9 protein-coding genes are annotated in these 12,296 nt (G+C 40.4%); 6 read left to right on the top strand and 3 right to left on the bottom strand.

Features of this window, described 5'->3' with window-relative positions:
* Positions 1-214: 214 nt before the first annotated feature.
* Both licT and EGX73_RS14485 read left to right on the top strand, forming a co-directional pair.
* Positions 215-1,057: a BglG family transcription antiterminator LicT gene (gene licT, locus EGX73_RS14490; RefSeq protein ID WP_003126263.1), complete on the top strand. Its 843-nt coding sequence runs from the start codon at positions 215-217 to the stop codon at positions 1,055-1,057.
* A 114-nt stretch (positions 1,058-1,171) separates the two neighbouring features.
* A complete protein-coding gene (locus tag EGX73_RS14485; protein WP_003126264.1) occupies positions 1,172-3,091 on the top strand; it encodes a beta-glucoside-specific PTS transporter subunit IIABC in 1,920 nt (639 codons plus the stop codon).
* A gap of 75 nt (positions 3,092-3,166) precedes the next feature.
* On the opposite strand, the gene EGX73_RS14480 is transcribed toward EGX73_RS14485, so the two are convergent.
* Positions 3,167-4,087, bottom strand: coding sequence for a MurR/RpiR family transcriptional regulator (locus EGX73_RS14480; protein ID WP_003126265.1), 921 nt, complete (start codon positions 4,085-4,087; stop codon positions 3,167-3,169).
* A 260-nt stretch (positions 4,088-4,347) separates the two neighbouring features.
* On the opposite strand from EGX73_RS14480, the gene EGX73_RS14470 reads away from it, so the two are divergent.
* From EGX73_RS14470 to EGX73_RS14460, 3 genes are all read left to right on the top strand, one after another.
* On the top strand, positions 4,348-5,724 hold the full coding sequence (locus EGX73_RS14470; protein WP_003126266.1) for a 6-phospho-beta-glucosidase: 1,377 nt from the start codon (positions 4,348-4,350) through the stop codon (positions 5,722-5,724).
* Positions 5,725-5,757: 33 nt separating this feature from the next.
* Complete coding sequence (locus EGX73_RS14465; protein WP_021149897.1) at positions 5,758-7,191, top strand: 6-phospho-beta-glucosidase; 1,434 nt, start codon at positions 5,758-5,760, stop codon at positions 7,189-7,191.
* 73 nt (positions 7,192-7,264) lie between these two features.
* Positions 7,265-8,722 (top strand): family 1 glycosylhydrolase, encoded by a 1,458-nt coding sequence (locus EGX73_RS14460; RefSeq protein WP_123867030.1) that lies wholly within the window; start codon positions 7,265-7,267, stop codon positions 8,720-8,722.
* A gap of 104 nt (positions 8,723-8,826) precedes the next feature.
* Here the strand turns inward: EGX73_RS14460 and EGX73_RS14455 are convergent, their stop codons facing one another.
* Together EGX73_RS14455 and EGX73_RS14450 are read right to left on the bottom strand one after the other, a co-directional pair.
* A complete protein-coding gene (locus EGX73_RS14455) occupies positions 8,827-9,300 on the bottom strand; it encodes a glutathione peroxidase (RefSeq protein ID WP_005471196.1) in 474 nt (157 codons plus the stop codon).
* Between the two features lie 380 nt (positions 9,301-9,680).
* Entirely contained in the window at positions 9,681-11,066 is a 1,386-nt protein-coding gene (locus tag EGX73_RS14450; RefSeq protein WP_021149895.1) for an MATE family efflux transporter, read from the bottom strand.
* A gap of 186 nt (positions 11,067-11,252) precedes the next feature.
* Between EGX73_RS14450 and trxB the strand changes: the two genes are divergently transcribed.
* On the top strand, positions 11,253-12,185 hold the full coding sequence (gene trxB, locus EGX73_RS14445; RefSeq protein WP_003126271.1) for a thioredoxin-disulfide reductase: 933 nt from the start codon (positions 11,253-11,255) through the stop codon (positions 12,183-12,185).
* Positions 12,186-12,296: the final 111 nt, after the last annotated feature.

The following is a 12,296-nucleotide window of genomic DNA, read 5'->3' as shown; positions in this document are numbered from 1 at the left end:
AGCGTTTTCTCTGTTTGCTATCATAAGGATAAGTTAATCATTCGTATGGATAGTGATTGTTGAAAAAACAAGCTAAACCTGATGAAAGTAAGGCTATTTGGTCTGCTCTCATTAGGTTTTTTTCTGGAAAAAAGGAGTATGGATCAAAATTGATTTGAATGGCTATCTCGTATAAAAATAGGTTAGTACGTCAATAATCAAGTGGGGGTAAAACATGAAAATCAGTAAAGTGTTAAACAATAATGTCGTGATAACTACTGATGAAAAACAAAACGAAATTATTGTGATGGGAAGAGGGATCGCATTCAAGAAAAAAGTTGGTGACGATATCAGTGATCAAACGATCGATAAAGTATATCGTTTAGAAAATCGTACGATTGCTTCCCAATTTCAGGAATTATTGGCCGACTTGCCATTAGAATATTTGGAACTTTCGAACCAAGTAATCGAATATGCAAGAGAAGAGTTGTCCTCACCGATCAACGATTCGATCTATATTTCTTTACCTGATCATTTACATAGTGCAATCGAGCGTGCCAAAAAAGGGATCGTTGTCAAAAATGTTCTTCTCTGGGACATCAAGCGATTTTTTCCAGATGAATTCAAAATCGGAAAACGAACGATTGAAAAAATTAGTGAGCGCTATGGGATTGAGTTGCCGGAAGATGAAGCGGGTTTCATTGCACTGCATTTGGTAAACGCTCAAACAGAAAACAATGATCAAAGCAATCTTTATGAATTGACGAAAACAATGCAAGATATCATCAATATCGTCAAATACTATTTTAAAACAACTTTCGATGAAGAATCGGTTTATTTTTATCGTTTTACTACGCATTTGCGTTTTTTTGTTTCCCGCATGCAGAACCACTCTACCCATGCGGAAGAGACTGACGATGAGCTCCTTGAGATGGTAAAGATAAAATATCGCAACGCCTATCAATGTGTGCAAAAAATCAAATCATTTCTGGTAACGAATTATCGTTACGATATGTCCAATGATGAAAGTTTGTATTTAACGATTCATATTGCGCGATTGGTGCAAAAGAATCGCTAACCATAAAAGAAAGGAGGTCATCCCAGAATAAACTGGGGAATAGTAAAGCATTTTTTGGATAGTGACATTCAGTTGGCTAAACCTTCAATCAAACAAAAATTGGAGGAAATAAAAATGGGAAAATATCATGAATTAGCAGAAAAAATCGTGGCAAATGTGGGCGGAAAAGAAAATATCAATAGTTTGACCCACTGTATCACTCGGCTGCGGTTTAAATTGAAAGACGAAGGAATCGCGAACGATGACATCTTGAAAAATATGGATGGGGTCGTAACAGTGATGAAAAGTGGCGGTCAATACCAAGTAGTTATCGGTAATCATGTGCCAGATGTCTATGCAGAAGTAGTGGATGTTGCGGGGATCAGTGAAAACAGTGAAGAAGAAAGTTCCGGAGGGAATATTTTCAATCGTCTGATCGATATCCTCAGCGGTTGTTTCCAGCCTTTCTTAGGTGCGTTAGCAGCTGCCGGTATGATCAAAGGGTTTAATGCATTATTAGTCTTTTTGGGTACACAGGGTTGGTTCAACTATACAGCAGAATCAGGCACATATGTAATGTTGAATGCGATCGGTGATGCAATATTTATGTTTATGCCGGTTATTTTAGGTTATACTTCTGCAAAAAAATTCCGTTTGAATCCGATGGTCGGTATCGTTATTGGAGCCGCTCTATGCTACCCAACGATTCAAGGCACTGCGCTGCAAACAGCCTTTACCGCAGTTGCCGGAGAAGGAGCAGCAGCACCTTATAGCTTACTTGGACAATCTGCCTATCAAACTTTCTTAGGTATTCCATGGGTAGGGGCAACCTATACAAGTAGTGTCGTACCAGTCATTTTCATTATTGCATTTGCTGCACAGATTCAAAAACTTGCTAAAAAAGTGATTCCAAGTGTCGTGCAAACTTTCTTGGTACCATTTTTCGTCTTACTGATTGCTTTACCTGTTGGGTTCTTGATCATTGGTCCAATCATCAGCATGTTGACAGATCTCTTGAGTGCCGGATTCCAAGCGCTAATGGACTTCTCGCCAGCGGTTTATGGATTGATTCTAGGATTCTTCTGGCAAGTATTGGTTATCTTCGGCTTACACTGGTCGGTTGTGCCACTAGCGATCATGCAAGTTACGCAACAAGGATTCAGCCAAGTGTTGACAGGTTCCTTCGGAGCTAGCTTTGCTCAAACAGCAGTTGTCGTTGCCATGTATTTCAAATTAAGAGACAAAAAGATGAAAGCATTATGTCCGCCAGCGATCATTTCTGGTATCTTTGGTGTAACTGAACCAGCTATTTATGGGATCACTCTTCCTAAAAAGACTCCTTTCATATATTCTATGATCGGTGGTGCTGTCGGTGGACTGTTCTTAATGGTCAATGGTGTAACGGGCTACACGATGGGCGGACTTGGTATTTTCGGGATCTTTAACTTCATCACACCGGATGGAGATGCGAGTGGCATGTGGACTTCACTGATTGCTATCGCCATCTCTGCAGCGATTGGTTTTGGTTTGACGATGGCATTCTGGAAAGACAATACAGTAGTCGAAGAAATTGCTGAAGGCGAACCTACAATGTCTGTACGTAAAGAAATCATTAGTTCTCCTATCGAAGGAACGGTTGCACCTTTAAGCAGTGCCAAAGATGAAGCTTTTGCCCAAGGGATCTTAGGTAAAGGAATCTTGATCCATCCTACAAAAGGGGAAGTCGTTGCTCCATTTGATGGTACCGTTATGACATTGTTCCCAACGAAACACGCCATCGGGTTGATCTCAGATAACGGATTGGAATTGTTGATCCATATCGGTTTAGATACCGTTCAACTCAATGGGCAATACTTCGAAGCGCATGTCAAGCAAGGAGATAGAGTAACTCGAGGTCAAAAATTGATTACCTTTGACAAAGATGCGCTGATCAAAGCTGGTTTCAACATTGAGACCCCTGTTTTGGTAACAAATTCTGCTGATTACTTAGATATTATTGAATCAGATAAAAATGAAGTTGCTTGTTCAGATGATTTGATCACAGCTCTCGTTTAGCAAAAACTTTCTAAAAAGAGCTATATATGCATAAAAGCGATCGGCCATGTGGGGCGATCGCTTTTTGTCAGCCGTTTAATTCGGAAACAGAGAGTCTTTGTATTGAAGATTTTTATCGTAGGTTGGTTCAGCGATAATCGTTGAGGAAGTAGGACGTTTGTCATAAGCCATGCCAATATCGATCAAATGCTGAAGATTTTTTTCATAATGTTCCGAAAAGACGATTCCATACAGCACATCCAGTAGGTAGCAAACGGACGTATTAATTGTGAAATTTGCGATCTTTGAGTAAAGCCTTTCTCGGGTTGTGATATTTAAGACACAATCACTTAATTTTGCCAATGCGTTCTCGCCAATACTAGTCATTCCAATAATTGAAACTTGACGTTCGGCAAGAATTTTACCGATTTCTTTGATCATCTTGTTTTCACCAGTATAAGAAATCAAGATGGCTGTCGTATCAGAAGTACAGTTGGATGCTTCATAAGCACTTTCGCCAAAAGTGTCACAAACATGGATGTTTTTTCCTAAACGCCGCATCTTCAAAACAAAGTCTTGAGAAATCAAGGTATTGGCATTACTTGCGAAAATCTTGATATGGCTGGCATTGAGTAGCGATTGTTTCGCTTTTTGCAGTTCATCGTGATGGATCAAGGAAAGCGTATCTTCAATTGTTGTTTGTTCGAGTTTCGCTAACTTTTTGGCGATCGTCATAATGCCGTCATGGGAGGAAAAGGGAAAGTTGGCATCAACATCTGTAAAATGACTGCTCATATAGGTTTGCTCTTCCAAAAAGGCTGTCTTTAAGTCGAGCCAACCGTTGAAGCCTAATTTTTTGGCGATCCGAATAAAAGTAGAAGGATGAACGTAGGTTTTTTCAGACAATTCCTTGATGGTTTGATCAGCCATCGCAGTTGGATTGGCTAATAAAAAATCGATCAAAGATCGTTCAGCAGGGGCCAACTTGATTTGGCGCATTTTTTCTTGTAATAACATGGTATCCACATTCCTTTTTACATTTTTATATAGTTGTTTGTAAATAAAATTATCGGAAATTTTTCTTTTTTGAGTATTTGAATAATTGTCGATATAAATATTATTCCTTATATCATTCGATTTGTAAATGCTTTTTACAAATCACTCGCAAGATATCCCTAGATTTGCAAACGCTTTTTCTAAATAATAAATTTACATTGAATCGAATTATTTTATAAATAATAATAAGGGTGTAAATAAAATAGCAAAGGAGCAATACAATGACAAAAGGAATCAAAATCGCTACCATTGGTGGCGGCAGTAGTTATACTCCGGAGTTAATGGAAGGCTTTATCAAACGCTATGAAGAACTGCCAATTCGGGAAATTTGGTTAGTAGATATCGAAGCAGGAAAAGAAAAACTGGCAATCGTTGGAGCGATGGCACAGCGAATGTGGGATGCTTCTCCTTATGATGTGAAAATCCACATGACGCTGGATCGAGAAGAAGCCTTGAAAGATGCAGATTTTGTTACGACTCAATTTCGAGTAGGCTTGCTGAATGCCCGGATCAAAGATGAGCGTATTCCTGCCTATTATGGCATGATCGGTCAAGAAACCAACGGTCCTGGCGGGATGTTTAAAGCATTTCGGACAGTACCAATTATTCTGGAAATCGTAGAAGATATGAAACGCTTATGTCCAAATGCTTGGTTGATTAATTTTGCCAATCCAAGCGGCATGGTCACAGAAGCGGTTGTCCGTTATGGGAAATGGGATAGAGTGATTGGACTTTGCAATGTTCCTGTGATGGCGACCATGATCGAACCTGCATTGATCGGTAAAGAGCCGGATGAGTTAATCTACAAATTTGCTGGCTTAAACCATTTCCATTGGCATAAAGTCACTGACTCACACGGAAATGATGTGACGATGGATATTATTGATAAAATGTATCAGGAAGATAATGGTTTGCCGAAAAATATTTTTGATGTGCCGTTTTATCGTGAACAATTAGAACAAATGAGAATGATTCCTTGCGGTTATCATCGCTATTACTATCGTCAAGAAGAAATGTTGAAGCATGCACTGGAAGAATATCAGACTGTAGGAACGAGAGCGCAGCAAGTGAAGCAAACAGAGGCAGAACTTTTTGAACTTTATAAAGATCCAGAATTGGATCATAAACCAGAACAGCTGCAGCAACGTGGGGGAGCCTACTATTCAGATGCGGCTTGCGAAACGATTGCCTCGATTTATGCAAACAAAAATACCCAGATCGTGGTCTCAACCAAAAATGAGGGAGCTGTTCCTGACCTACCGGCTGATTGTGTTGTCGAAGTTACCGCGTATGTTGGGGGACAAGGTGCCCGCAATGTGGCTTTTGGCGAGCTGCCGACTGCAGAAAAAGGCTGGCTACAAGTAATGAAGGCTATGGAGCTTTTAACGATCGAAGCAGCGGTTACTGGCGATTACAATACCGCATTACAAGCTTTCACCATTAACCCATTGGTGCCATCAGGAGAAACAGCTAAACGCGTAATGGATGAATTATTTATTGCTCACAAAGCTTATCTACCAAACTTTAAATCAACGATTGAGCGTTTGGAAAAAGAAGGAATCGAAGTTCAAGACGAACTGGCAAAATCACTTAATTAATCAACAAAATATCAAGAAAGTAGGAATGAAATAATGGGATTTAGAAAAGACTTTTTATGGGGCGGCGCAACTGCTGCCAATCAGTGTGAAGGAGGTTACAACGAAGGTGGGCGAGGCTTAGCCAATGTCGATGTTGTACCGATCGGTAAAGATCGTTTTCCAGTCATCACAGGACAGATGAAAATGTTTGATTTTGATGAGGATCATTTTTATCCTGCCAAAGAAGCAATCGATATGTATCATCGTTACAAAGAAGATATTGCTTTATTTGGAGAAATGGGCTTTAAAACCTATCGTTTGTCCATTGCTTGGAGTCGTATTTTTCCAAAAGGGGACGAACAAAAACCAAATGAAGACGGCTTGAAATTCTATGAGGATCTCTTCAATGAGTGCCATAAATATGGTATTGAACCACTGGTAACGATCACGCACTTTGATTGTCCAATGCATTTAGTAGAAAAATATGGTGCTTGGCGTTCACGAGAATTAGTAGGCTTTTATGAGAATTTATGCCGAGTTATTTTTAATCGTTACAAAGGATTGGTCAAATATTGGTTAACTTTCAACGAAATCAACATGATTCTTCACGCGCCATTTATGGGAGCTGGCCTCTATTTTGAAGAAGGCGACAACGTGGAGCAGGTCAAATACCAAGCGGCCCATCATGAATTATTGGCATCTGCGATTGCGACGAAAATCGCTCACGAAGTAGATCCGGAAAATAAAGTGGGCTGTATGCTGGCTGCAGGTGCCTACTACCCTTACACAAGTAAGCCTGAAGATGTTTGGGCATCAAGAAAATCAGATCGCGAAAACTATTTCTTCATTGATGTCCAGTCTCGGGGAGAATACCCACAATATGCATTGAAGGAAATGGCCCGTAACGGGATTGAGATCAAAATGGAAGAAGGCGACTTAGAGTTATTGAAGGCCCACACAGTTGATTTTATTTCATTCTCTTACTACTCTTCTCGGGTATCGACAACAGATGCTGAGCTATTGGAACAAACTTCTGGAAATATTTTTGCTTCAGTAAAAAATCCTTATTTGGAAGCAAGCGAATGGGGCTGGCAGATCGACCCATTAGGTTTGCGGATTACTATGAATGACCTTTATGATCGTTACCAAAAACCATTATTCATTGTAGAGAACGGTTTGGGTGCTGTTGATACACCAGATGCTGATGGCTATCTGGAGGATGATTACCGAATTGATTATCTTGCAGCACATATACAAGCCATGAAAGACGCCGTTGAACAAGATGGTGTTGATCTATTAGGGTATACAACATGGGGATGTATCGATTTGGTCTCTGCGGGAACAGGTGAGATGAAAAAACGCTACGGTTTTATCTATGTTGATCGCGACAATGAAGGCAATGGTACGCTGAAACGGACAAAGAAAAAATCCTTCGACTGGTACAAACAAGTCATTGCTTCAAATGGCGAAGACTTAACAAACAAATAATCATGCTTGCGGCTTCTTCTTGGATGAATTCTAAGAAGAAAGCCGCTGATAGTCTTTACGATGGAGGGATAATATGGGGTTTCCAAAAAATTTTCTTTGGGGTGGCGCAACAGCTGCGAACCAATATGAAGGCGGCTATCTTTCTGGCGGAAAAGGGTTAAGCACCCTCGATGCCATTACAGGAGGCAGTATGGATCAGCCGCGAATGATTACCTATAAAACAAAAGACGGCCAGATCGGGAAAGTTACTCGGGATACCGAATTACCTGAAGGTGCCGTTGGGTACATCGATCCAGAGCAGTATTATCCTAGTCATGTGGCGACAGACTTTTACCATCATTATCAGGAAGATATTGCGTTGTTTGCAGAGATGGGCTTTAAGTGTTTTCGGATGTCTATTTCCTGGGCGCGGATTTGTCCAAAAGGAACCAGAGAGATCAACGAAGACGGCCTGGCTTTTTATGATGCAGTTTTCGATGAGCTGTTGAAGCATGGCATTGAGCCAGTGGTGACGATCAATCACTTTGATATTCCTATGTGTTTAGCGGATGAATATGATGGTTGGTCGAATCGCAAAGTGATCGACTATTTCTTGTTTTTCTGCGAAACGATCTTCACTCGTTACCAAGATAAAGTGAAATATTGGATGACGTTTAACGAGATCAACTTTTTGAGAAGTTGGACACAAATTGGTATTCATAAAAATGATAAGCAGCATAAGTATCAAGCTGCTCATCACTTGTTTGTAGCAAGTGCTAAAGCAGTACAAATGGGACACCGAATCAACCCGGATTTCATGATTGGGATGATGGTGGCGTATATTCCAAGTTATCCGATGACAGCTAATCCAGAGGATGTTTTAGCTGCATTGCAATTCAATCGGGAACAAGAATTCTATATTGACGTTCAAGCAAAAGGCTATTATCCTGCCCACAAGGTAAAAGAGTTCGAACGTGAAGGGATCGAAATCAAAAAAGAAGCTGGAGATGACGCGGTCATTGCGAACGGAACGGTTGACTATATCGGTTTTAGCTATTATATGTCAACCGCTTCTTCAGCAAATCCTGAAACAGTCAAGTATGTTGGCGGCAACCAAATGCCTGCGGTGAAAAATCCTTATTTAGCCGAATCGGATTGGGGCTGGGCGGTCGATCCATTAGGGTTGCGGATCTCATTGTGTCAATTGTCTGATCGTTATCATCTTCCTTTATTTGTAGTAGAGAATGGATTCGGTGCCATAGACAAAGTGGAATCTGACGGCTCGATCAATGACGATTATCGAATTGATTATTTCAAAAAACACATTGCAGCCATGAAAGATGCGATAACTCTTGATGGCGTAGACTTGATTGGCTATACACCTTGGGGATGTATCGATCTTGTATCGGCAGGAACTGGTGAGATGAAAAAACGCTATGGCTTTATTTATGTGGACATGGATGATCACGGGAACGGAACATTGGCCCGGAAAAAGAAAAAATCATTTGATTGGTACAAAGAAGTGATTGCTTCAAATGGAGAACAACTTTAAAGAATAAGAAAACATCCCCGCATTCATGGCGCAAACAGCAGTGAGAGAGTATTCATTGCTGTTGCAAACCGATGAGTGAGTGGATGTTTTTTCTGGTTAGATCATTAGCCAAGAACCTTTTCAATACTAGGGATCATTTTGGTTGGATTGGTCTGAGGGGCAAAACGTTCAACGACATGTCCCTTGCGATCAATTAAAAATTTAGTAAAATTCCATTTGATCGCTTTCCCCATCGTTCCTGGGGCTTCTTCCTCCAAGTATTGAAAAAGCGGATCAGCTTCTTTTCCGTTGATGACTGTCAATTGATGCATCGGAAAGTCAACACCATAGGTTGTGCGACAAGCTTCGGCAGCTTCACTAGCAGAATGAACTTCTTGTTTGAATTGGTTGGAAGGGAAGCCTAAGACCATCAATCCTTGGTCGCGATATCGTTGGAACAATTCTTCAAGTTCGTTGAATTGGGGGCTCAATCCGCATTTTGTCGCCGTGTTGACGACAATGATGGCTTGCCCCCGATAGCGTTCTAATGAATAGGTTTCACCGTTTTCCAAAGTGGCTTGAAACGCGTAAATTGACATTTTTTTGCTCCTTTCGATAGTTGACAGTATTTTCTAATTGTTGATTGTTCAGTAGTTCTAAACTTGTAATTAGTATAGTTCAATCTGGAGGAAAAACCAAAAATAATTGATTTTCTTTCAGCAGTAAATAGACACAAGGCAGCAAAAAAAGGTTGGGATCAGAAGTGTTAAACTTCGATAAATAAGGAGGAATATATGGAAATTGCTTTTCAATTTTTTGGTATTTCGACTTATTTCCGAAGACATTGTTTCGGCTACCGCTGTTTAGACGTGTTTAGAGCGTGAAACAAAAGTATTTTTTACTTTTGTTTCACGCTCTTTTATTCGCTTTGACATTCGATTGTCTAATTGGCAGAAAAGATGACCTTTTTAGCAAGTCATTAGATTTCTGAAGCGACTTCGCCTTCAATTTCTTTTCCATGGACTACCGATTTGGTTTTCCACACACCGGAATACCAACGATAAATCATTAAAATACTCCGCAATGCTTCATCAATTGCGTAAGCGATCCAGACACCAATCAAGCCAAATTTAAAGACGATGGCCAAAGAGTACGAGAATGGTAAGCTGATGACCCAAAGAACGATCAAACTGCAGAATAATGGGAATTTAACATCCCCGCTGGCATTTAAAGAGCCCACTAGAATCATATTGACCGCACGTGCTGTCTCTAGGACGATTTCAACGAGAAATACGCCTTTAGCGATTGAGATGACTTCAGTATTGGTAGTAAAGATTCCCATAATCGGTTCGATAAAGAGATAAGTCAATAAACAAATTGTAACAGAAGCGATGATGCCAATGATCATTGTGCGCATGCCCCGTTTTTGTGCTCGCTCAAATTCTCCTGCGCCTACATGACGACCAATCATGATTTGATTTCCCTGACTTAACGCCGAGGCGATCAAATACACAAATTGAGTGATCGCTGTAACATAAGACTTAGCAATCAGCACGCTTGAACCTAATTGCGCAACGATCATCGTTACTACCACTTGTGCTCCTTGATAAGACAAAGATTCTCCTGAGGAAGGTAGGCCATAGGTTAAGACATTTTTCATTACATCCCATGATAAATACTTCAATCGGGCAGAAAGAACAGAAAAACCAACGTGTTTTTTCAGTAAAAATGCCGCAACAATCAAGCCAATCGTATTGCCGAAGACACTGGAGAAAGCTAGTCCTGTTACACCGAAATTAGGTAAGCCAAAAGGACTGTAAAGTACAAAGTAGTTACCAATAACAGCTAAGATACTGGCAAACATCGGTACAAGCAAAGCAGGTTTCGTAAAGCTGTGGCTACGCATGACCGCGATAATGACAGCTGTCAGCGAAGAAATAAACAAGCTTCCGCCATATACTTGCAGGTAGCCGCGACCCAAATCAACCAATGCTTCTTCTAATCCCATAAAATGCAGCAATTGATCAGAGCCAAAGATAAACATCAAGCTGATCAAAATACCTAAGAATAGAGAACCAAAAAGTGCTGTATTGATCACAGTAGGGATTTTATCTCGCTGCTTCGCACCAATTAGTTGAGCAATAATGATTTGCGTACCAACAGTGATGAAACCATAAATAAAGACGGTCAGATTCAGCAATTGATTTGCTGCGCTGACGGCAGCGACTGCTGGTTCAGAATAATGGGAAATCATCCATACATTGACATTCCCAATAATCACACGTAAAAATAGTTCAACAAAAATCGGCCAGCTAAGAAACAATAGTTCCCGATCAGATCTTTTCAAAAGTTTTTTCTTATTCAATTGTAAGGACTCCCCGTTTTCTATATAATAGATGTATCGTGAAAATTTTACAAAAAATGAAAAGAAAGTCAATGTAATTTTCAGAGAAAAAAACGGGAATATCTTATTATTTTTTGTAAGCAGAACATTCGACAGAAATTCTTTTTGAAAGTAAAGTATGGGTAGTCGAAAATGGAGGGAACAATTATGTATGATGTAATTATTATCGGCGCTGGACCTGCCGGCATGACAGCAGCGCTGTATGCGTCACGGTCAAATTTATCTGTTCTGATGATTGAGCGGGGAGCTCCTGGCGGTCAAATGAATAATACTGCTGAGGTTGAAAATTATCCTGGCTTCGATTCGATCTTAGGCCCAGAACTTGCTTTTAAAATGTATGAAAGTGCCATCCGCTTTGGCGTGGAGAATGCCTATGGCATCGTTCAAGGGATCACGGATCATGGAGAGTACAAGGAAGTCTGCACAGAAGACAAGAATTATCAAGGGAAAACTGTGATCATTGCAACAGGCTGTGTACATAGAAAATTAGGAGTCAAAGGCGAGGAAGAATTCGCTGGACGCGGAGTTTCATATTGTGCAGTTTGTGATGGCGCCTTTTTCCGCAACAAACGGTTGATCGTAGTTGGTGGTGGAGATTCTGCAGTCGAAGAAGCGATCTACTTAACACAATTTGCTTCAGAAGTAACGATTGTCCACCGTCGGGATGAGCTACGTGCGCAAAAGATCATCCAAGAACGAGCATTTGCCAATGAAAAGATCTCATTTATTTGGGATTCTGTCGTGGAAGAAATCAAAGGCAACGAGATGGTCGTAACTGGTGTTCAAGTGCGAAATGTCAAAACAAATGAAGTAACGGAAGAAGCGGCTGGTGGTGTCTTTATCTACGTTGGGCTAGATCCATTGACTGAACCATTCAGAGCTAGTGGACTCACGAATGAAACAGGTTGGATCCCAACCAATGAAATGATGGAAACAACTATGCCAGGCGTCTATGCGGTAGGGGATGTTCGAGAAAAAGGCTTACGACAAATCACTACAGCAGTCGGGGACGGCAGTATCGCTGGCCAACAAGTATTTGATTTTATAGAAACACAAAAAGACCAGCAACCAGTTAAATAATTATCGAACGCACTGTTATTTATAAAACGTTATTCGTTTTTGATAGCAGTGCGTTTGCATTTTCGTTTGGTTATTCTTTGAGAAAAACAGAAGTAGTGTTATACTAAAATT

This window comes from Enterococcus sp. FDAARGOS_553 (genome assembly GCF_003812305.1).
GTDB classification, from domain to species: Bacteria; Bacillota; Bacilli; order Lactobacillales; family Enterococcaceae; genus Enterococcus_D; species Enterococcus_D gallinarum.
Note: the sequence above shows the minus strand (reverse complement) of the source record. Positions and strands in the feature narration are given on the sequence as shown.

Excerpts from the sequence above, each read along its gene's own strand:
- trxB (WP_003126271.1), top strand. The coding sequence starts at position 11,253 with ATGTATGATGTAATTATTATCGGCGCTGGACCTGCCGGCATGACAGCA.
- EGX73_RS14480 (WP_003126265.1), bottom strand. The coding sequence starts at position 4,087 with ATGTTATTACAAGAAAAAATGCGCCAAATCAAGTTGGCCCCTGCTGAA.
- EGX73_RS14465 (WP_021149897.1), top strand. The coding sequence starts at position 5,758 with ATGGGATTTAGAAAAGACTTTTTATGGGGCGGCGCAACTGCTGCCAAT.
- licT (WP_003126263.1), top strand. The coding sequence starts at position 215 with ATGAAAATCAGTAAAGTGTTAAACAATAATGTCGTGATAACTACTGAT.
- EGX73_RS14485 (WP_003126264.1), top strand. The coding sequence starts at position 1,172 with ATGGGAAAATATCATGAATTAGCAGAAAAAATCGTGGCAAATGTGGGC.
- EGX73_RS14460 (WP_123867030.1), top strand. The coding sequence starts at position 7,265 with ATGGGGTTTCCAAAAAATTTTCTTTGGGGTGGCGCAACAGCTGCGAAC.
- EGX73_RS14455 (WP_005471196.1), bottom strand. The coding sequence starts at position 9,300 with ATGTCAATTTACGCGTTTCAAGCCACTTTGGAAAACGGTGAAACCTAT.
- EGX73_RS14470 (WP_003126266.1), top strand. The coding sequence starts at position 4,348 with ATGACAAAAGGAATCAAAATCGCTACCATTGGTGGCGGCAGTAGTTAT.